Origin of the sequence: Sorangium sp. So ce204, from assembly GCF_051526795.1 — a bacterium.
Classification (GTDB): Bacteria; Myxococcota_A; Polyangia; order Polyangiales; family Polyangiaceae; genus Sorangium; species Sorangium cellulosum_B.
Genome location: NZ_CP150317.1, coordinates 3,838,880 through 3,860,292, shown reverse-complemented (window position 1 = coordinate 3,860,292; position 21,413 = coordinate 3,838,880). Strand labels below are relative to the sequence as shown.

The window sequence follows — 21,413 nt, the reverse complement described above, 5'->3', positions numbered from 1 at the left end:
TTCAAGGCTCGATTCATGCGCAACAACGGACAATTCGGCTGGCCGGAAGGCGTACTGGCTCGCCAGTTCGGGTTTGCTCGAAGCTGCCAGGCTCGGCGTGCACAGAGTCCGAGCGGTCGAAATGTCTGCGTGGAGTGGAGTCGAGAGTCTACATCACCATCGTGACGAGAGGTGATTCGGGGCCGGGACCGAGCTGGCGTGCGCGTCGCGTAGCGCCCCCGCCACGACGTCCACGAGATACGCTCCCAGCACGGTGGGGTTGCGTCCCCTGCCGCAGCACGGTGGGGTTGTGCCCCCCGTGGCACGAACCACCGCGTGGCACGAACCACGGTCGGGTCGAGACCGCGGGTCGAATCGCGCCGCCTATGCTAGACCGCGCTGCGCCGATGCCCCCCGAGCGCTCCCTCACTTCCACCTCGAGCTCCCCGCTCAGCGCCACGATCGCCGAGCTCTCAGGCCACGTCGACGACAGCGCCTCGAACGATACCGCTACCAGCGGCCCGCCCGCCTCCACGCCGGCCGACTTCGAGCCGCTCTCGTCGCTCGACCTCCCGGCAGACCGCCGGGTCGTCACGCCCCGTGAGCTCGCCGCAGAGCTCGCCGCGACGCCGCCTGGCACCCGTCATGTCACAGGCTCGGCCGGCTCGGCCGGCGCCCTCGTCATCCGTCGCCTCGTCGCGGCCGCCGCCGGGCGCCGGATCATCGCCCTCACCCCCGACGTCGACAGCGCCCGCGCTCTGGCGGCCGATACCTCGTTCCTGCTCGTCGATCGGGACGCCGATGACGCCGAGGCCGCCGGCTCGACCACGTTCGGCCGCGTCCTTCTCTACCTGCCGAACGAGGCCAGCCCTTACGCGGATGTCAACCCGGACCGCCGGGGCGCCCAGACCCGCCTCGCCACGCTCTTCCACCTCGGCATGGACCTTCCCTGGTCGGTCCTCGTCTGCCCCATCACCGCGCTCGTCCGCAAGGTCGTACCCAGGGACGAGATCACCGAACACGCCGAGCTCGTCATCGCCGAGCAGGAGATGGATCGCGATGCGCTCTCGGCCCGCCTCGGTGCATCGGGCTACGTCCGCAGCCCCCTCGTGGAAGACCCCGGCACCTTCGCCGTCCGCGGCGCCCTCCTCGATGTCTGGGCGCCCTCCGCCGAGCTGCCGGTGCGCATCGACTTTTATGGAGACATGGTCGCATCGATCAAGACCTTCAACCCCGACGACCAGCGCACGGTCGCCGATGTGAAGGAGGTCTGGATCCCGCCGGCGCGCGAGGCGATCCTCACGCCTGCCAATGTCGAGCGGGCCCGCCAGCGGGTACGCGCCGCGTGTGACGTCATCGACTTCCCCTCGACCAAGGCGCGCGCGCTGGTCGACGACGTCGCGAGCGGCCGCGCCTTCTTCGGGGCCGAAGGCTACTTGCCTGCCTTCATCGACCTCGCCTCCCTCACGTCGTACCTGCCCGACGACGCGCTCATCCTCCTTGAGGACCCGTCCTCCGTCACCGCCGCCGTGCGAAACGAGCTCGGTCGCGCCGCGGCCGATCGGAGCCACAAGGACCGTGAGCCGCACTTCCCGCTGGCCTCCTTCTACGAGGACGAGGCGCACGTTGCCTCGTGGCTCGACGCGCGTGCCGTGCTTGCCCTGCACCGCACCGGGGTTGAGGGTGCTGTGGAAAACCGGAACTCGCTGGAGCGCTTCGAGGTCGTCCCTGAGGACGTCCCGTCGCTCGCGACGCGCGACCAATCGGACCTCGAGCGCGCCATCAAGACGGCTCGCGCGTCACGCGGCAAGCACGGCGCTCTCGACCCGCTCGTTCGTCGCGTGATCGCCTGGCAAGAAGCAGGCCTACGAGTGCTTATCGCTGCACGCGCGCAGACCCAGGTTGAGCGCCTCGTCGCCCTGCTCCGCCATCGCGACGTGCGGGTGAAGGCCAACCTGGGTCCGTTCGACCCCGCGTTCTTCGATGGCAGCAGCTCCGCCTCTCCGCGCGACACAGCCCTCGTCGTCACGGGCTCTCTTGCGCGCGGCGTCATCGCTCCTGCCGAGGGGCTCGCGCTGGTCACGGAGGAGGAAATCTTCGGTGCCCGCGCTCACCGCCGCGCCGCGCGCGCCGCCGCCTCCTCCACGAAGCCGTCGCAGGCCTTCCTTGAGGACCTCCGCAACCTCGGCGTCGGCGACTACGTTGTCCACGTAGAGCACGGTATCGGGCGTTACCTTGGCCTCGTCCACAAGCAGGTCGGCTCAACCACGGTCGATCTCATCGCCGTCGAGTACGCCGGCGGCGACAAGCTCTACCTCCCAGTCTACCGCCTGAACCAAATCCAGAAATTCAGCGGCGGCGAAGGCGCCCCCAAGCTCGACCGGCTCGGTGGGCAGACGTTCGCCAAGACAAAGGCGCGGGTCGAGAAGAGCGTCCGCAAGATGGCCGACGAGCTCCTCCGCCTCTACGCCGAGCGCCGCGCCGCCACGGCGGAGCCCGTTCCACCGCCGGACGACGATTACCGCGCCTTCGAAGCGACTTTCCCCTTCGACGAGACGCCCGACCAGGCCCGGGCGATCACCGAGGTTACGGCCGACCTCGAGTCCGGCCGTCCGATGGACCGCCTCGTCTGCGGCGATGTCGGGTTCGGAAAGACCGAGGTTGCCATCCGCGCCGCCTTCCGCGCCGCAAACGCCGGCAGGCAGGTCGCCGTCCTCTGCCCAACCACGGTGCTCGCGCAGCAGCACTACCTCAGCTTCCGATCCCGGATGGCCTCCTATCCCATCGAGGTCCGCGTCATGTCCCGCTTCCAGACCAAGCAGGAGCAGGACGAGGTCTCCCGCGGCCTCCGCGACGGCAGCGTCGACGTCGTGATCGGCACCCACCGCCTCCTCTCCAAGGACGTCCACTTCAAGCGGCTCGGCCTCCTCGTCGTCGACGAGGAGCAGCGCTTTGGCGTCACCCACAAGGAGCGCATCAAGGCGCTCAAGACCAACGTCGACGTCCTCACGCTCTCGGCCACCCCCATCCCCCGCACCCTCCAGATGGCGGTCTCCGGCCTCCGCGACATGTCGATCATCACGACCCCCCCGGTCGATCGCCGCGCCATCCGCACCGTGGTGACCCGCCACGACGAGGCCGTCCTCCGCGAGGCCGTCCTCCGCGAGCTCGGCCGCGGCGGCCAGGTGTTCTACGTCTACAACCGCGTCGAGGGCCTCTACGAGCGCGCCGCCCGCCTCGCCGAGCTCGTCCCGAGCGCCCGCATCTGCGTCGCCCACGGCCAGATGAGCGAGCAGAACCTCGAGCAGGCGATGCTCGACTTCGTCGAGGGGCGCTACGACGTCCTCTGCGCCACCGCCATCATCGAGAGCGGCCTCGACATCCCCCGCGCCAACACGATCCTCATCGACCGCGCCGACATGTTCGGCCTCTCGCAGCTCTACCAGCTGCGCGGCCGCGTCGGCCGCTCCAAGGAGCGCGCTTACTGCTACCTCATCGTCCCGCCCCCGAACGCCATGACCGACGAGGCCCGCGCCCGCATCGAGGCCCTCGAGCGCCACACCGAGCTCGGCTCCGGCTTCCAGATCGCCTCGCTCGACCTGGAGCTGCGCGGCTCCGGCGACCTCCTCGGCGCCGAGCAGAGCGGCACCGTCGCCCAGGTTGGCTTCGAGCTCTTCTGCCAGATGCTCGACGAGGCCGTCCACGAGCTGCGCGGCGAACCCGTGGTCCACGACGTCGACACCGAGCTCTCCTTCGACGCCGACGCACTTCTGCCAGAAGAGTACATTTCCGATGTAGGCGTACGCCTCTCCCTCTACAAGCGGCTCGCCGGTGCCGCCTCGACCGAGGACGTGCAGGACCTCGCGGTCGAGATGGAGGATCGCTTCGGCGCGCCTCCGCTCGAGGCGCGCCGGTTCGTGCACCTCATGCGGCTCAAGACCGAGCTGCGCCGGCTGAAGGCGCTCGCATGCGAGGCGAGCGCCAAGGGCGTGACGCTGCACTTGCGCGAGGACACCCCGCTCGATCATGCCAAGGTGCTCAAGCTGGTCCAGCCGAAGGCCTCACCCTACCGGCTCTCGCCCGACATGCGCCTCACCCGCCGAGCCAAGGAGGGCGAAGCCTTCACGAGCGGTCTGGAGGCGACCGACAAGCTCCTCAGCGAGCTCGCCGGCTGTCTCAAGGAGGGCAGTGATCTCGCCTAGCGTGAGTGCCCACGCCATCGTCGCGCCCGCTGGAGCGCGCGGCCGAGGCGACGCGCCGCTCCGGCGGTGATAGCCTCCCTTGAGCGGAGGGACGGATGATCGATCGCCCGGATCGCGAGCGGCTCGCGGCGCTCCAGCAGAGCGTCATGACATGCTGGTACAGCCCCTTCCAGCTGGCCCGCTCCGCGCTCGACATGACCGTCTCCCGCCTGATGGGCGCGCGCGGCGATTTCCGCCTCCTCGAGGCGATCGCGGGGCCGCAGCCGCCCTTCGACTATGCCGTCCGAAACGGCGTCATGCGCGACGAGCTCTGGATCGACTACGTGGCGGACACAGGCGATGGCTTCAACCCCACCTACGCGATCGCGAGCCTCCTCGCGCGGCCGGGCCTCTCGCTGGGCGGCCGGGAGACGAGGCGCGGAGAGGTGCTCATCATGGGCGGCGACCAGGTCTACCCCTCGGCCACGCGTCAGGCGTACTGGACGCGGCTCGTCGAGCCCTACGCGGCCGCGCTCCCGAAGGCCGATGTGACGGATCCGCCGCACCTGTTCGCCATCCCCGGCAACCACGACTGGTACGACGGGCTGATGAGCTTCATGCGCCTCTTCGGCCAGAAACGCACGCTCGGCGCCTGGAAGACGTTCCAGTCGCGGAGCTACTTCGCGCTGAAGCTGCCCCACGGCTTCTGGCTGCTCGGCGTCGACATCCAGCTCGAGTCCGACATCGACCAGCCGCAGATCGAGTATTTCTGCAAGCTGGCGACGCACGACATGCGCGACGGCGATCGCGTGATCCTCTGCACCGCCGAGCCCGACTGGGTGAAGGGCGCCATCTACAACCCAGAGCTCCAGAGCAACCTCGCCTTCTTCGAGAAGCAGCTCGCCGACGCGCGGCCCGGGGTCGAGATCGTCGCGCGCATCGCCGGGGATCTGCACCACTATCGCCGCCACGAGTCCGCGGACGGCCGGCAGAACGTCATCGCCGGCGGCGGCGGCGCGTTCCTCCACCCGACCCACGGCGAGCCGGTCACCGTGGTCCGCTCCGGCGCAGGCGCCGACCAGCGCCCTTATACGTTGCGCGCCTCGTTCCCGTCAGAGTCGGAGTCGCGCCGGCTCGCCTGGCGCAACCTCTCGTTCGCCCGGCACAACCTCGGCTTCTGGCCTGCCGCCGCCTTCGTCTACATGCTCTCCTCCCTGACGCTGCCCCGTCCCGGGCCGGGGGCCGTGGGGTGGGTCCTCGTCGTCGTGCTCGTGTTCATCGTCTTCACGGACACCTACAAGACCTGGTATCGCCGGTTCGCGGGCTCGCTCCACGCGCTCGCGCACCTCGGGGCGGCGCTCGGGCTCGCGCACCTCGGCGGCGCGCTGCTCGGCGTCGACGTCCGGGACCTCCCGTCCATGTCCATGTGGAGCCTCCTCGGCGTGACGCTCTTCGTCGGCGCCACCGGCGCCGCTGTCGGGTCGACGATCATGGGCGTCTATCTCCTGATCTCGCTCAACGTCGCGCGGCGGCACGGCAACGAAGCGTTCTCGGCGCTCCGGATCCAGGACTACAAGAACTTCTTGCGGATTCACGTCCACCGCGACGGCCTCACCCTCTATCCCGTCGGGCTGAGGAAGGTGCCGCGCGCGTGGAAGGTGGCCGACGATCGCAAGCCCGGCGAGCCGCGCTTCATCCCCGCCCGCGGCGCCCTGGCGCCGGAGCTCATCGAGGAGCCCATCACCATCCCGACCGCGCGGCAGCCACGCCGGACCGGCCAACTCACGGTCGACGCGGCGGGCGCCGGGCACCGCGAGTGCCCCTCGGGCGAGCGGCGGAGTCGCCCCCCCGCAGCGGGCGCCACGGCGGGAGCTGGCGCGCCCGAGCCGTAGAGGCAGACCGGAGCCCTGGCGATCGTTCCTTCTCCATGAGGCAGTTCCTCCATGAGGCAGTTCGCCTCAGCCGGGACATTCTGCCTTCGCGCTGGCAGGCACAACCACATCCGGGCGGTCGAATCGTGGAAGCGGTCGACCGCAGAAGGATCCTTGCGCGCCGAGCTCGCCGCGCGCTCCTGCGCGCGCGAACGTGAGGTCAGCGGGCGCAGCGAGGTTTTCTGGCGCGAGCCGGCTGCGCTCAGGGCGACGCGGCGGCGCTGGGCAGCCTCGGCGGAGCGGCCCTGGGACAGATCTCGCGCAGCTCGCCGGGGGGCGAGAGCGGATCGGGGCCTTCCCTGGGGCAGGAGCTCGGGCCATTCGCGATGGCGTCCTGACCACGGTCCTCCGGGGTCCATTCGCGGTTGATGCTGGGCGCGTTCGCGAGCCCCTCTGCGCAGGCCGCGGAGGCGGCGAGGAGCAGCGCGAGCGCGGCGCGCATCGAGGAGCGGCCAAGAGAGCGTTTCATAGGCACATCTCATCTCCCCGCGGCGCCGGCGCTGGCGGCGCCGGTCCACGGAAGCTGTCGGGGGTTCCCGTCTCTCGTCTCTCGTCTCTCGTCTCGCGACGTGAATCACGGTCCGTGCCAGGTCGAGGTTGCCGGACCGTTCGGGATGCCGGACCGCCCGCCACGGCCGCCATCGGCCGCCTCGAGCGGCGGCCGAGCCGGGCGCGGCAACGGCGACCACAAGTTCCGGTGACGACGTGCGCATGGCTTGCGCCCCCACGCAAATGCCCCAGGTGGTGGGCGGTGGGGTCCGAGCGGAGCGGGATCCCGGAAGGAGTGTCGATCATGGCGAGAGACGTCATCGAGGTGCTCAACGACCTCATCCAGCTCGATCGCGACGCGATCGCCGCTTACGACCGCGCCATCGAGGCGTGCGAGCACGCTCATACCAAGGAGAGGCTCGCGAGCTTCAGGGACGATCACGCGCGTCACGTGGTGGATCTGACCGCGCATGTGACGTCGCTCGGCGGCATCGCGGCGCAGACCCGCGACCTCAAGGGCAAGCTCATCGAGGGGTTCACGGCGATCACGAGCATGGGAGACCAGAGCGCGCTCCTCGCCATGCGCGGCAACGAGGAGCTCACGAACCGGCAATACCAGGCGGCGCTGGACGAGTCGCTCACGGCCGAGGCGCGCGCGATCGTCGAGCGCAACTACACCGATGAGCAGCGGCACCTCGCGTGGATCAAGGACGCGCTGTCAAGGAAGGTCTGGGAAAAAGCCGCCTAGTGGGCGGTCGGCCCGCGGCGGTGGTGAGTACGATCGGAAGCAGATTCTACGGTTGGGGGTAATATGAAATCGAATCGGTCCATCCAGCTCGCGCTCGCCATGGGAGCGCTCGCGGTCGTGCCGGCGCTCGCGGCGGCACAGACGGGCGGCACGGGCTCGCCGCAGCAACGCGAACCGGGCTCGCCGCAGCAACGCGAACCGGGCTCGCCGCAGCAACGCGAACCGGGCTCGCCGGGAGCGGCGCAGGGCGGCGCACAGCATCAGGGCGACAAGCCCAGCGCGAGCGGCGCACAGCGCACGCAGCAGCAACAGGGGCAGAGTCAGAAGAAACAGGCGATGAATCTCCAGGAGCAGATCTCGTTCCCGGTCGAGGAAGGCTGCACCTACACGGCCTCCGTCAAAGGTCGGATCGATCCCGTCGCGGCGGGCAAGTCGCAGCAGCCGTCGGGCGGCCAGACCGGCAGCGGCAACCTGGGACGGGGCAGCGGCGCGGGTGCGCAGGGCCAGACCGACGGCAGCCAGGCCCAGGCCCATGCCGGCGGCGCTCAAGGCGGCAGCCAGGCCCACGAAGGCGCCCAGGCCGGCAGGGCTCAAGCGGGCGGCCAGACCGGGCCAGGTGCTGACTATCGCGAAGGTCAGGAGAAGGTGAAGCCCAACCTCACCGTCGCCGCCAGCGTCAGCTGCCCGAACGCGGTCGATCTCAAGGTCTCGGACACGCTGAAGACGGACAAGGCCATCAGCCGCTCGGAGCTCGAGGAGATGATCTCGCGTCGAACGAGCATCGCGACCGAGAAGGGCGGCCGCTTCTGCATGTACGTGCCGCAGTTCGAGCTGACGCGCGACAAGCTGAGCGGAAAGGGCATCGCCCAGCTCTGCCGCGTGCCCGCGGCGGGCGAGAAGGGCGGCGCGCCGTAAACGCCGGAGGAGGGAGACGGCGATCCTGAGGGCGTGCGCCCTCAGGATCGCCCGGCGATCGCGCCGCTGCGCCGGAGGCGCGCCGGCTCAGGGGGTCGGCGTGGGCAGCGGGCAGGAGTTCAGCCTGCCGATGACGAAGGGCCGCACCGGGACGGTCGTGCTCGTGATCGGGTAATAATTGCCAGCTGAAACCGAGGTGACGCTCCAGGTGTGGCCCACGGGGACTCCCGAGGTATCGGTATAGATGCGCATGTAGCCCGTCCCCGGACCTGCGACGAAGTCGCTGCACGTGCTCGTCCACCGGCTGTCACGCCAGGTGGTGCTGCATCCGTGGACCGAGCTGGTGGAGTCGGCGATCGGCAGCGCCCACTGGATCGTGTTCTCGTACTTCGGGTTGAGGGCCGTCGTGAGCTGCACCGCCGGGCCCGTGATGATCACGGTGTGCCCGCCGTATGCGGTCTGCACGCCGCCTGCCACCATCTTGTTGATGACGAGCACGTCACCCGCAGCGACGTTCGAGATGTTCGAGATCAGCGAGACGATGGCCCCGGACTTGGTGAACTCGGTATAGTACTTCTCCGAGCTCGGGCTCGTCGAACCCCAGTAGTAGGACAGATTGGCCTCGTCGTTCACCGCGTCCACGATCGGGTCCGGGTCGGACCAGAACTCCTCTTTCTGAACGTTCGTGAGGAAGACAGCCCCGACCGCCGACGGCGTACCGGCGGTGATGAAGTCGAGCGCTCCGCTGGATAGCAGCGAGCACGCATCGGCCGGGGCAGCGCCGAGCGCGACGAAAGAAGCAGCAGCAGACACCATCAGAAAGCGAACCGCATTGCTGAGCATGAAGTACCTCGGTTGACGGTTACCACGTTGCCGTTCCGCAGGCCGAGCAGATTCGGTTGAGGAGGTCGATCGTGTACAGCAAGAGAATCGCACCTGGTCGCGTCGAGCCTAGCATCCAGTGTTTACTTCCAAAGCACGGCATTCGTCAACACACTTCGAGCACATTATCCATCGATTCAATCACTTTTCTGTGTTCATGTAGGACACGAGAGTTCTTCAGACGGCACTGCCGGATACTGTCCACCGCGTGATGGTGACCTGAAGTCATCGAATCAGTCATCGCACGCATCGCACGCATCGCACGCATCGCACGCATCGCGCGCATCTCGCGGCTGACGCTGCGCGCCAGCGGCCGTGAAGGGTTACCTGGTGACATATCGCCCTGAAAACTGGTCTGAGTGGAATCCAGCAACACGCCAAGCGCTGAGCGCCGGGGGATCGATGGGGCCGCGACGGCGACCGCTGGAGGGGAATGTCGCGGACCGGGTGAGACGGCGCATGCTGGGGACGCCGCGAGGCGGCTCGATACAAGCCGCCTCGCCCCGCTCGCCCGTCCGGACGGAGCCCCTCAGTACGGCATCTCATCCAGCGCAGGCACCTCCGGCGGCCGCCCCCGCGCGCCGTTCTTGCCGAGCCGCGCGGTGGTCGGCACCCCCGTCCCGGGCTGCGTCGCCTCGCCGTCGTCCTCCAGCCCCGGCGGCGGCTGCGCCAGGGCCCGGCGGCCGGTGAAGCGGAGGTCCCGCGCGATCACCTCGGTGCGGTAGCGGCGGATCCCGTCCTTCTCGTAGCTCGACGTGCGCAGCCCGCCCTCGATCAGCACGCCGTCGCCCTTGGTCAGCACCTTCGCGAGCGCCTCGGCGCGCGGCCCCCAGAACACGATGTTGTGCCACTCGGTGCGCTCCTTGGGCTCCTTGTTCTTGTCGACGAACGACTCGTTCGTCGCCATGCGGAGCTGGAGCACCGGCGTGCCGTTGCCCGTGTAGCGCAGCTCCGGATCCGCGCCGAGGTTGCCCATGAGAATCACCTTGTTCAGCCCTTCGTTCATGATGTGCTCCTGTGCTTGGTTGTCGTCATTTGCTGTCATTTGCTGTCGTTTGCTGTCGTTTGCTGTCGTTTGCTGTCGTTTGCTGTCGTTTGCTATCGCCAACTAGCGTTTACTATCGTTTGCCGTCGTCTCGGTCGTCTCCGCCGTCTTCTCTCGTTGACTTCCTTGTCACCTTGCCTGCCGTGCTGCGTCGCTCCTCGTGAGGCGCCGTGTCGTCGTGGAATACGAGGAGCGGGTCCGGCGGCGCCCGTTCGCCGGACTCGCCCTCTCACCGGTCTCGCTCAGGAATCCATCGCCGCGCCGCCCCCGGGCCGCGCCGGCGCCGCCGCGTCGACGGCGGCGCGGAGCGACGAGGCGAGCGTCGGCTTGCCGATCAGCGCCTCGCGGGCGCGCTCCCTCCCCTGCCCGATGTGCTCGCCCGCGAACGACAGGTGCGCGCCGCTCTTCTCCACGACCCCGAGCTGGCAGGCGAAGTCGATGAGATCCGCCGCGCCGTCGATGCCCGCTCCCCACCGGATGTCGAACTCGGCTTCTCTGAACGGAGGAGCCATCTTGTTCTTGACCACCTTGACGCGCGTCCTGCTTCCAATGGCCTCGTCGCTCACCTTCACCGGCCCCACCCGGCGCACGTCGAGCCGCACGCTCGCGTAGAACTTGAGCGCGTTGCCGCCGGTCGTCACCTCGGGATTGCCGAAGACGACGCCGATCTTCTGCCGGAGCTGGTTGATGAAGATGAGCGTGGTGTCGGTGCGGTGGCATATGCCCGTGAGCTTCCGCAGCGCCTGGCTCATCAGCCGCGCCTGGAGGCCCATGTGCGAATCGCCCATGTCCCCCTCGATCTCGGCCTTGGGCGTGAGCGCAGCCACCGAGTCGACGACGATCACGTCGACGGCGCTCGAGCGCGCGAGCATCTCGACGATCTCGAGCGCCTGCTCGCCGTTGTCCGGCTGCGAGACGAGCAGCCTGTCGATGTCGACGCCGACCGAGCGCGCGTACGTGACGTCGAACGCGTGCTCGGCGTCGATGAACGCGGCGACGCCGCCCGCGCGCTGCGCCTCCCGCATCGCGTGCAACGTGAGCGTGGTCTTGCCCGACGACTCCGGGCCATAGATCTCCACGATGCGCCCGCGCGGGTATCCCCCGATCCCCAGCGCCGCGTCGAGCGACAGGGATCCGGTCCGGATCAGGCCGATGTCCCGGGTCTCGTTCTCGTCGTTCAATGACATGATCGCCCCCTTCCCGAACTGCTTCTCGATGGTGCCGACGACGGTCTTCACGGTGCGGAGCTTCTCAGCGATCTCGGTCATCATCTCGGTCTCTCCTCTTCGACGTGCGTTCGTTGCTTGTTGCGGTTCAACTGCTGCGTGCTGAACGTGCGCGCCCCCGAGCGCGCAGACAGACGATCCAGCGCGGCCGTCGGGGCGGCCGCGATCGCGCCCGCATCGCTGCGGGCGCGGTGGTCCTTGGCCCTCTGGCGAGCTCAGGCGCCCGCGGCGGTGGTGGCGGGCGCCGGCCCGCAGGCGGCCTCGCGGTCGAACAGCCGCGCGCCGATCGCCTCGGCCACGTGCGCTGCCCGCACGACAGAGCTCCTGTCCATGTCGGCGAGCGTGCGGGCGACCCGCAGCACCTTGGTGTACGCCCGCGCCGAGAGGCCGAGCCGCTCCACGGCCGACGCGAGCACGCGCGCGCCGGTCACGTCCGGCATGGCGACGCGCGCGAGATCGCGCGGGCCGAGCTCGGCGTTGTGCGTCGCCGCGACCTCCCCCGCCTCGAAGCGCGCGCGCTGCGCGGCCCGGGCCTCGACAACGCGCGCCCGCACCGCCGCGGAGCTCTCGGGCGCGTCGAGCGGCGATCGGCCGTCGGCGAGCGGCGCGCACAGGTGAGCGACGTCGACGGGCGGCAAGGAGATGTGAAGATCGATGCGATCGAGCAGCGGCCCGCTCAGCCGCGCGCGGTAGGCGCGGACGCGATCGAGGGAGCAGGCGCAGCGATTGCCGCGGTCGCCATGGAAGCCGCACGGACAGGGGTTGATGGCGGCCACCAGGATCGGACGCGCCGGGAACACGACGCGGGCGCGGGCGCGGCAAAGGGCGACCGTGCCCTCTTCGAGCGGCTCGCGGAGCGCCTCGAGGACGCCGCGGCGGAACTCGAGCAGCTCGTCGAGGAACAGGCATCCATGGTGGGCCAGGGAGACCTCGCCGGGGCGGATGGGATCCCCGCCGCCGACGAGGCCAGCTGCGCTGACGGTGTGGTGCGGGGCGCGGAACGGGCGAATCGCGACGAGGCCCCTGTCCGGGGAGAGCAGCCCGGCGACGGAGTGGATCGCGGTGATATCGAGCGCCTCGTCGTAGGACATCGGCGGCAAGACCGTTGGCAGGCGCCGAGCGATCATGGTCTTTCCGCTGCCTGGCGGGCCAACCATGATCAGGTTGTGTCCCCCGGAAGCGGCAATCTCGAGGGCGCGGCGCGCCCCGTGCTGGCCACGGACCTCAGCGAGATCCACCGCTGAAGCGCTCGGCTCTGCGTCGATCGCGGCCATGGTCCCCGCGCCCGGAAGGGGCTTGTTGCCGCGGAGGTGCGCGACGACCTGGCCGAGGTGCTCCGCGATGAGGACGTCGATACCTGCCACGCTCGCCGCTTCGCGCGCGTTGCCCTGGGGCACGATCGCGCGCGTGACGCCCCGCGCCGCCGCGCCGCGCAGCGCGGGCAGGACGCCGCGTACGGGGCGCACCGCGCCGCTCAACGAGAGCTCGCCGAGCAGGCCAATCCGGTCGAGCCCCTCGGCGGGCACCTTGCCGAGGGCCGCGAGCGCGGCGATCGCGATGGCGAGGTCGTACGCGCCGCCGCTCTTCTTGAGGTCTGCCGGGGCGAGGTTCACGGTGATCACGTATTCGTCGAGCTCGATGCCCAGCTGCTGGAGCGCGGCGCGGACGCGCACGCGGCTCTCGCGGACGCTCGCCTCGGCGAGGCCCACCATCTGGAAGAACGACGGACCGCGGCCCGAGTCGACCTCCACCCGGATGGGGTGCGCGTCGAGCCCGAGCAGAGAGAACGTGAGCGCCGTGGCCTGCATGCCGGAGCCTTTTCGCGAAAGGCGTGCCAGGCGGAGAGGGCGGCGAACGCAGGGGAATTCGTGGCGGGAGGGGTGGCGGACGCGGCGGAGGAGGTGGCGGCCGCCAGAGGCTCGGCACGCGTGCCCGGAACTCCCGCCGTCGCGCCTGGCAGGCGCGCGCGAGATCCATCATTGACATGGGCGCGCCAGGAGCACAGGGATGGATCCGAGCCGGAACGGATGCGCTGCCATGGCGCCCCGGCGGAGGAGATCCGACGAGGCGCAGCGGCCCTGGCCTCCCGGCCCAGCGGCCTTGACCGCCCGGCCCAGCGGCACGGGTGGCTCGACCCGTCCAGGAAGACGTGCTCATGCGTGTTGCCAGCGACATCGGCGGGACGTTCACCGACCTCGTCGCCTTCGATGAGGACACAGGGGAGCTCTCGCTGGCCAAGGGCCCCACCACACCGGACGATCTCACGCGCGGCGTCCTGGAGACCCTCGATCCAGCACGGATCGAGGCCGCCCGGATACGGGCTTTCATCCACGGCACCACCTTGATCATCAACGCCCTCACCGAGCGCAAAGGCGCGCGCACTGGGCTGCTCACGACGCGGGGCTTTCGCGACGTGCTGGAGATCGGCCGGGCCAACCGGCCGGACATCTACAACTTCTCCTTCCGCAAGCCCGAGCCCTTCGTCCCCCGACATCTCCGCCTTGAGGTCACGGAGCGGATGGACCACAAGGGCGAGGCGCTCACGCCCCTGGACGAGGACGGCGTCCGGCGCGGCGTCCGCGCGCTCCTCGACCGGGGCGCCCGCGCGATCGCCATCTGCTTCCTGCACGCCTACCGGAACCCGGCCCACGAGCGCCGCGCCGCCGAGATCGCACGGACGGAGGCCCCCTCCACGCCGGTGAGCGCGTCGTCCGAGATCACGCGGGAGTGGCGCGAGTACGAACGCACGAGCACCGCAGTGCTGAACGCCTATGTCCAGCCGCTCGCCGCCGCGTACCTGAGCGGCCTGGAGAGCAGCCTGACCGGGCTCGGCGCGGCGGGCACATCGCTCCATGTCATGCAGTCGAGCGGCGGCATCACCACGTTTCCCGACGCGCGCGCCGCGCCCATCCGCCTCGTCGAGTCCGGGCCTGCGGGCAGCGTGCTCGGCGCCATCGCCCTCGGGCAGCTCCTCGGAGAGCACGACATCATCTCCCTCGACATCGGGGGCACGACCGCCAAATGCGCTGTCCTCCAGGGCGGAGAGGCGCGCGTCACCACCGAGTACAAGGTGGAGTGGACCCCGACGTCCCCCGGATACCCCCTCATGATCCCGGTGGTCGACATCGCGGAGATCGGCGCCGGCGGCGGCTCCATCGCCCGCATCGACGACGCCGGACGGCTAGAGGTCGGCCCGCGGTCGGCAGGCGCCGTGCCGGGGCCGGCCTGCTACGGTCGAGGAGGAGAGGAGCCGACCACCACCGACGCGAACCTCCTTTGCGGCCGCATCAACCCCGCGTACTTCCTCGGCGGTCGGATCCCGCTCGACGTGCAGGCCGCCCGCAGGGCGATCCGCCGCATCGCCGCGCAGTGCGGCGTCACTGAGCCCGAGGCCGCCCGGGGGATCCTCCGCCTCGCGAACGCGATCACGGAGGGCTTGCTCAGGCGCATGACCCTCCGCCGCGGGCACGATCCGCGGGAGTTCGCGCTTATCGCTTTCGGAGGCGGCGGCTCCATGCACGCCTCGGCCCTGGCGCGCGGCCTCCGGATCCGGCGGGTCGTCATCCCTGTCGCGCCGGCGCATTTCTCGGCCTGGGGCATGCTCATGGCCGATATGCGGGCCGACATCGTCCGAACCGCGATGGTGCGCGCCCAGCCGTCGCAGACGACCGCGCTCGCCGCGCTCCTCCAGGAGCTCGAGCACGAGAGCAGCGCCCGCGTCTGCCGGGGAGGGATCGACCCGGCCCGCGTCTCCACGCGCCGCTTCGCCGAGCTGCGTTATGCAGGCCAGGAGCATACGGTCAAGGTCCCCCTCCCCGCCGGCGCGCTGGATAGCACCGCCCTGGAAGAAACCATCGAGCGCTTCCACGCGCTCCACGAGCAGCACTACACGTTCCGCCTGGACGCGGCGGTGGAGATCGTGAGCCTCCACGTCGCAGCCCTCGGCGCCGTGGACAGGCCGCGCGCGGCGCGGCTCGAGCGCTCGCCGCCGGATCCCGCGCCCGCGCGCAAAGGCGCCCGCGCCGTCGACTTCGACGAGCTCGGTATCCTGCAGAGCCCCCTTTACGAGCGTGCTCGCCTGAGGCCCGGCATGCACGTCGATGGACCGGCCGTCGTCGAGGAGCCGGCCGCGTCGACGGTCCTGTTTCCGGGAGATCGCCTCACGGTCCACGAGCAGGGCAGCCTCCTCATCGACATCGACGCCCCCGCCGCCGGGTGAGGCGCGGCCGACCCCTGAACCGACGGAGCTGTCATGAGCACGACGACGAGGATCGATCCCTTCACGCTCGAGATCATCAAGAACGAGCTCATCGCCGCTGGTGACGAGATGTTCCACGCGCTGCAGCGGACCGCCATGAGCCCCATCATCTACGAGGTCCTCGACTACGCCGCCGGGCTCACGGACGCGCGCGGAGACCTCCTCACCCAGGGCAACGGGGTCGCCGACTTCATCGGCGCGCTGAGCTTCGCCGTGGCCCACGTCCTCAACAAGCTCGGCAGAGAGCGCCTGGCGAACGGCGATATCGTCATCCTGAACGATCCCTACGCGGGCGGCGGCACGCACCTGTCCGATGTCGCGCTGATCATGCCGATCTTCCATGAGGGCGAGCTCGTCGCCTTCGCCGTGGACAAGGCGCACTGGACCGAGGTGGGCGGCAAGGACCCGGGCTCATGGACCACGGACGCGACCGACGTGTTCCAGGAAGGGCTCCAGTTCCCGGGCATCAAGCTCTTCGAGGCCGGCAAGCCCGACGAGGGGCTCCTCGAGCTCATCCGGGCCAACGTGCGCACGCCCGACGCGACGCTCGGCGACCTGTACGCCTGCGTGGGCGCGCTGCGCGTGGGCGAGCGGGCGCTGCACCGCATCCTCCGCAAGTTCGGCAAGGGCACCGTCCTCCGCGCCATGCAGGAGCTCCTCGGCGAGGGAGAGCGCAGGGCTCGCCTGGAGCTGGCGAGGCTCCCCCGCGGGACGTACGACGCGACCGACTTCATCGACGACGACGGCATCGGGAACGGCCCGTTCGAGGTGCGGGTGAAGGTGACGATCGACGACAGCTTCCTCTGCGATTTCACAGGGACGAGCGCGCAGGTGCCGGGGCCGATCAACTGCGGCCGCACCGGCCTGCATTCGGCGGTACGCCAGGCCTGGAAGGCGATCACCGATCCTCTGCTCCCGACCAATGAAGGCGTGTTCCGACCGGTCCAGATCGTGTGCCCTCCGGGGACGATCTTCACGGCGGAAAGGCCGGCCCCCGTCTCCACCTACTGGGAGACGATGCAGTACGCGACCGAGCTCGTCTGGAAGGCCCTGGCGCACCTCGCCCCGCGTCGCCTGACCGCCGGACATTTCCTCTCCGTCTGCGGTACGATCATCCATGGCATCCACCCCGACGATGGAACTCCCTTTCTCCTCGTCGAGCCACAGGCGGGCGGCTGGGGGGCGGGCGCGGACAAGGACGGCGAGAACGGCCTCGTCTGCGCCGGCGACGGCGAGACCTACATGATCCCCGTCGAGATCTGCGAGACCCGCTATGGGCTCCGCGTCGAGCAGTACGCGCTGGATATCGTGGACGGCGGGGCGGGAGAGCGCCGCGGCGGGCGGGGCCTCGTGCGCGATTACCGCATCACGTCGGCGTGGGCTACGGTGACCGCGACCTTCGGTCGGCATCGATTCCCGCCGTGGGGGCTGAACGGCGGCCACCAGGGCTCGCCCAACTACCTGGAGTTCGTGCACGAGGACGGCAGCCGGAGAGCGATGGGCAAGTGCGCCCGTCACCTCCTCAAGCGGGGTGAGCTGTGCCGGCTCCACACGGGCACGGGCGGCGGGTACGGCGATCCCGCGCGGCGGAGCCGCGCGCGCGTGCTCGACGATCTGCGCTGCGGCTACATCACCGAGGAGCAGGCCAGGCGCGATTACGGCCTGCGCGACGCGGAGGAGCCGGCGCCTTCGCCCCTCCGCTCCGACAAGGCATGAACCCGCGGCTTCAGGCGGAGGTGACTGCTCATGCGCATGGGGATCGACGTCGGCGGGACCAACACCGACGCCGTCATGATGGACGGCGCGGAGGTCGTGGCGAAGGTCAAGGTGCCGACCACGGCCGACGTGAGCGGCGGTGTCCTGGAGGCTGTGAGCCGCCTCTTGGAACGAGCGCGGGTGCCGGTCGGCCAGATCCGCGGCGTCATGCTCGGCACCACCCATTTCACGAATGCGCTCGTGGAGCGCCGCCGGCTGCAGGAGGTCGCGGCGGTGCGGCTCGGACTGCCGGCGACCGCGGCGCTGCCGCCGATGGTGGACTGGCCTTGCGATCTGCGCAGGGCGCTTGGCGACCACGGGTTTCTGGCCCATGGAGGTCACGAGTTCGACGGTCGCCGGCTGTCGCCCGTCGAGGCCGGCGAGCTGCGCCGCATCGCCCGGGAGATCGGCCGGAGAGGCCTCCGCTCCGTCGCGATCGCCAGCGTCTTTTCACCCGTCAACCCCGAGGCCGAGCTCGAGGCCGCGGCGATCCTGCGGGAGGTGCTGCCGGACGCCTCCCTCAGCCTGTCGCACGAGATCGGCCGGATGGGGCTCCTCGAGCGGGAGAACGCCGCCATTTTGAACGCCTGCCTCAAGGACGTTTCGACGACGACGATCCGAGCGTTCCACGATGCCTTGGCGCAGGCCGGCGTCTTGGCGCCGCTCTATCTCACCCAGAACGATGGCACCCTGATGAGCTCCGACCGGGCGGAGCGCTATCCGGCCTTCACCTTGTGCTCGGGCCCCACGAACTCGATGCGCGGCGCCGCTTTCCTCACGGGCCTCGCGGACGCGATGGTGGTCGATATCGGCGGCACCACCACCGACGTGGGCGCGCTGCGCCGCGGGCTGCCGCGCGAAGCGTCGATGACGCTGCGGGTGGCTGGCGTGCGCTGCAACTTCCGCATGCCCGACGTCCTGTCCATCGGGCTCGGCGGCGGAAGCCATGTGCTCGACGGACCTCTCCGGATCGGGCCGCGAAGCACCGGCCACGAGCTGACGCAGCGAGCGCTGGTGTTCGGGGGCGACACGCTGACCGCCACGGACATCGCCGTGGCCGCAGGGTGCGCTGTCATTGGCGACCGCGCGAAAGTCGCGCACCTGGCAGACGAGCTCGTCGCGCGCGCGGCGCTGCGGATCCACGAGATGGTCGAGGCCGCCATCGATCGGGGCAAGCCCGCGGCGGCGGACGTTCCGGTCGTCCTGGTAGGCGGGGGCTCCTCGCTGATTTGCAGGCCGCTCCAGGGGACCTCCGAGATCGTCAGGCCTCGGCACGCCGAGGTCGCCAACGCGGTCGGCGCCGCCATCGCGCACGTGTCCGGCGAGGTGGACCGGGTCGTCAACCTGGAGAGCCGATCCCGGGACGACGCGCTGGCAGAGGCGCAGGCGGAGGCGATCGCGAAGGCCTCGGCCGCAGGCGCTGACCCGGCCAGCATCCACCTCCTCGACATCGAGGAGGTGCCGCTCGCCTACCTGCCGTCCAACGCGACCCGGATCCGGGTCAAGGCGATCGGCGATCTGCGGAACGGGTGAGGAGGCTGGGATGGGATTCGTGCTGGAGCGCAAGGACCTGCCCGACCTGTCCCTCGGCGCCGCCTTCCTGGGCACGGGCGGCGGCGGAGATACCTATATCGGCCGGCTGATGCTCGAGCGCGTGATGGAGGGAGGGCGCCGCGTGGAGATCGTCCACCTCGCGGAGGTGGGAGACGGAGATTACGTGATCCCTACGGCGATGATGGGCGCTCCGACCTGCCTCATCGAGAAGATACCGCGCGGCGACGAGAACGCGCTCTCGCTGCGCCGCCTGGAGGCATTCCTCGGCGTCCGGGCGACATGCACCATGCCCGCCGAGGCGGGCGGGATGAACTCGACCGTGCCGCTCATCGTGGGAGCGCAGCTCGGGCTGCCGGTCGTGGACGCCGACGGAATGGGCCGCGCCTTTCCCAACATGTACCAGGTGACATTTCATGTCCACGGCGTCCCCGGAACGCCGATGGCCATCACGGACGAGCACGGCGACACGGTGATCCTCACGGCCTGCGACAACTTCAAGATGGAGTGGATCTCCCGCGGCATCACGATCCGCATGGGAGGCTGCGCGCACACCGCCGAGTACCCCATGGATGGGCCGACGGTGCGGCGAGCGGCCATCGGCGGCACCCTGGGCGTCTGCCTGGCGCTCGGGAAGGCGATCCGGGAGGCGAACGAGCAGCACAGAGATCCGTTCGATCGCCTCGTCGGTGCCCTCCGAGAGACGCCCTACCGTCACGGCCGCGTCCTCTGGACTGGCAAGGTGATCGAGGTCTACCGCCGCACTACGGAGGGCTTCGCCAGGGGCTGGGTGCAACTCCAGGACACCGAGGGCTCCGGGGAGACGCTGGAGGTGCTGATCCAGAACGAGAATCTGGTCGCCCGCGTCGGGACGCGCGTCCTGTGCAGCGTGCCTGATCTCGTGTGCATCCTGGATCGCGAGACCGCGGAGCCGATCACCACGGAGGCGCTGCGCTACGGGCAGCAGGTGAAGGTCATCGGCGTGGCGGCGCCGCCGCTCCTGCGCACACCCGAGGCGCTGGAGGTCTTCGGGCCCCGCGCCTTCGGCATCGATCTCGATTTCGTCCCCCTCGAGGAGAGCGAGCCGTGAGCGCGCGCGATGGACCCGAGACACGCGAGACGCCGCGCGCGGGCCAGCACCACGGCCGCGCGGCCACGGCCCGGGCGCGGCGCTGGGCCGCGATCGGGCGCGACGACTTCCCCCTTGCCCGGGTGCCCGAGGCCGCGCGCTACCCGTGGTGGAGCGTCGCCGTCCAGCGGTTCGGCGAGCTCTCCGCGCTGTCGCAGCTCCTCCTCGGCGCCACGCTCGGCTTCCACATGACCTTCTGGGGCGCCTTCTGGGCGATAACGCTGGGTGTCGTCCTCCTGGAGGTCGTCGCGGTGCTCACCGGAATCGCCGGCCAGCGAGAGGGCCTGTCCACGTATGTCCTCGCCCAGTGGACCGGCCTGGGACGCCACGGCTCGTCTCTGTTCGGCCTGTGCACGGCGGTGAGCCTGGTCGGGTGGTTCGGTGTCCAGAACGCCATCTTCGCCAAGGGCCTCGCGGCGCTCGCCGGCACGCAGGTGCCGCTGTGGGTCTATTGCGTCCTCACCGGGGCGGCCGTCACGTTGATCGTGATCTACGGGTTCAGCTCGATGGCCTGGACCTCGTACATCACGGTTCCGCTCTTCCTCGCCCTCAGCGCCTGGGCCATCCGGAGCGCCCTCGCCCGGCACGAGCTGGCCGACCTCCTATCGATGCCTCCACCAGGAGAGCCCATGAGCATCGCAGCCGGCGCGACGCTGGTGGCCGGCGGGTTCATCGTGGGCGCGGTCCTCACCCCGGACATGACCCGCTACAACCGTTCGGCGGCCGACGTGGTAAAGCAAACGCTCGTCGGCGTGACTCTCGGCGAGTACACGATCGGCCTCACCGGCGTGCTCCTGGCGCACGCCGTCCAGAGCGCGGATGTCGTCCACATCGTGACGACGGAGGTCGGGGTCGCTGGCGCGGCGATCCTCGTAACGGCCACGTTGAAGATCAACGACTGGAATCTGTACTCGGCCTCCCTCGCCCTGGTGAACACGGTCCATCAGACGACGAACCGACACGTCCCGCGGAGCGCGATGACGCTCGCGGTGGGTACGGCGGGGACGGCGCTCTCGATCGCCGGGATCCTGGAGCACCTCATCGGATTTCTCACGCTGCTCGGGATCGCTTTCCCGCCTATCGCCGGCATCATGATCGCCGAATACTACGTCGTGCGCCGACATCGCGCGGTGCTCGAGCGCACCCGGTCCGCCGGCTCGCTTCCCGCGCAGGTGGAACCCCCGAGTCTTCGACCGCTCCTCGCCTGGGCAGGCGGCGTGGCGGCGGGATATCTCATCGACGCCGGCATCCCGGCCATCAACGCGCTCCTGGGCGGCTTGCTCGCCCACGTCACGCTGAATCGGGGGAAAGCGGCTTCATGAAG

15 protein-coding genes are annotated in these 21,413 nt (G+C 70.0%); 9 read left to right on the top strand and 6 right to left on the bottom strand.

Going from position 1 to position 21,413, the window contains the following annotated elements; genetic code table 11:
- Nucleotides 1-365: 365 nt before the first annotated feature.
- Together mfd and WMF22_RS14515 are read left to right on the top strand one after the other, a co-directional pair.
- On the top strand, nt 366-4,181 hold the full coding sequence (gene mfd, locus WMF22_RS14520; protein ID WP_438036103.1) for a transcription-repair coupling factor: 3,816 nt from the start codon (nt 366-368) through the stop codon (nt 4,179-4,181).
- Between the two features lie 95 nt (nt 4,182-4,276).
- The gene (locus tag WMF22_RS14515; protein ID WP_438036102.1) at nt 4,277-6,052 is read left to right on the top strand and encodes a metallophosphoesterase; all 1,776 of its coding nucleotides are present in this window, start codon (nt 4,277-4,279) and stop codon (nt 6,050-6,052) included.
- Between the two features lie 241 nt (nt 6,053-6,293).
- Here WMF22_RS14515 and WMF22_RS14510 read toward each other — a convergent pair whose 3' ends face one another.
- On the bottom strand, nt 6,294-6,560 hold the full coding sequence (locus tag WMF22_RS14510; protein WP_437299673.1) for a hypothetical protein: 267 nt from the start codon (nt 6,558-6,560) through the stop codon (nt 6,294-6,296).
- A gap of 324 nt (nt 6,561-6,884) precedes the next feature.
- On the opposite strand from WMF22_RS14510, the gene WMF22_RS14505 reads away from it, so the two are divergent.
- Nucleotides 6,885-7,328, top strand: coding sequence for a ferritin-like domain-containing protein (locus WMF22_RS14505; protein WP_438036101.1), 444 nt, complete (start codon nt 6,885-6,887; stop codon nt 7,326-7,328).
- A 63-nt stretch (nt 7,329-7,391) separates the two neighbouring features.
- Nucleotides 7,392-8,243 (top strand): hypothetical protein, encoded by an 852-nt coding sequence (locus WMF22_RS14500; RefSeq protein ID WP_438036100.1) that lies wholly within the window; start codon nt 7,392-7,394, stop codon nt 8,241-8,243.
- Nucleotides 8,244-8,330: 87 nt separating this feature from the next.
- On the opposite strand, the gene WMF22_RS14495 is transcribed toward WMF22_RS14500, so the two are convergent.
- The 5 genes from WMF22_RS14495 to WMF22_RS14475 form a co-directional block, all read right to left on the bottom strand.
- Nucleotides 8,331-9,059 carry a hypothetical protein gene (locus WMF22_RS14495; RefSeq protein WP_438036099.1) on the bottom strand — a complete coding sequence of 243 codons (729 nt, stop codon included), beginning with the start codon at nt 9,057-9,059 and terminating at the stop codon, nt 8,331-8,333.
- A gap of 172 nt (nt 9,060-9,231) precedes the next feature.
- Nucleotides 9,232-9,501: a hypothetical protein gene (locus tag WMF22_RS14490; RefSeq protein ID WP_438036098.1), complete on the bottom strand. Its 270-nt coding sequence runs from the start codon at nt 9,499-9,501 to the stop codon at nt 9,232-9,234.
- Nucleotides 9,502-9,654: 153 nt separating this feature from the next.
- Nucleotides 9,655-10,131: a single-stranded DNA-binding protein gene (locus WMF22_RS14485; protein ID WP_437299668.1), complete on the bottom strand. Its 477-nt coding sequence runs from the start codon at nt 10,129-10,131 to the stop codon at nt 9,655-9,657.
- Between the two features lie 281 nt (nt 10,132-10,412).
- Nucleotides 10,413-11,441, bottom strand: coding sequence for a recombinase RecA (gene recA, locus WMF22_RS14480; protein WP_437299667.1), 1,029 nt, complete (start codon nt 11,439-11,441; stop codon nt 10,413-10,415).
- Between the two features lie 170 nt (nt 11,442-11,611).
- A complete protein-coding gene (locus WMF22_RS14475) occupies nt 11,612-13,204 on the bottom strand; it encodes a YifB family Mg chelatase-like AAA ATPase (RefSeq protein ID WP_438036097.1) in 1,593 nt (530 codons plus the stop codon).
- A 347-nt stretch (nt 13,205-13,551) separates the two neighbouring features.
- Between WMF22_RS14475 and WMF22_RS14470 the strand changes: the two genes are divergently transcribed.
- From WMF22_RS14470 to WMF22_RS14450, 5 genes are read left to right on the top strand one after another with little or no spacing between them, the layout of a single operon-like run.
- On the top strand, nt 13,552-15,615 hold the full coding sequence (locus WMF22_RS14470) for a hydantoinase/oxoprolinase family protein (protein WP_438036096.1): 2,064 nt from the start codon (nt 13,552-13,554) through the stop codon (nt 15,613-15,615).
- Between the two features lie 33 nt (nt 15,616-15,648).
- Nucleotides 15,649-17,370 carry a hydantoinase B/oxoprolinase family protein gene (locus WMF22_RS14465; RefSeq protein WP_437299664.1) on the top strand — a complete coding sequence of 574 codons (1,722 nt, stop codon included), beginning with the start codon at nt 15,649-15,651 and terminating at the stop codon, nt 17,368-17,370.
- Between the two features lie 30 nt (nt 17,371-17,400).
- Nucleotides 17,401-18,942: a hydantoinase/oxoprolinase N-terminal domain-containing protein gene (locus WMF22_RS14460; RefSeq protein ID WP_438036095.1), complete on the top strand. Its 1,542-nt coding sequence runs from the start codon at nt 17,401-17,403 to the stop codon at nt 18,940-18,942.
- 10 nt (nt 18,943-18,952) lie between these two features.
- Nucleotides 18,953-20,050 carry a DUF917 domain-containing protein gene (locus WMF22_RS14455; protein WP_438036094.1) on the top strand — a complete coding sequence of 366 codons (1,098 nt, stop codon included), beginning with the start codon at nt 18,953-18,955 and terminating at the stop codon, nt 20,048-20,050.
- Nucleotides 20,047-21,411, top strand: coding sequence for a purine-cytosine permease family protein (locus WMF22_RS14450; protein ID WP_438036093.1), 1,365 nt, complete (start codon nt 20,047-20,049; stop codon nt 21,409-21,411). Before WMF22_RS14455 ends, WMF22_RS14450 begins: the two co-directional genes overlap by 4 nt.
- Nucleotides 21,412-21,413 lie beyond the last annotated feature (2 nt).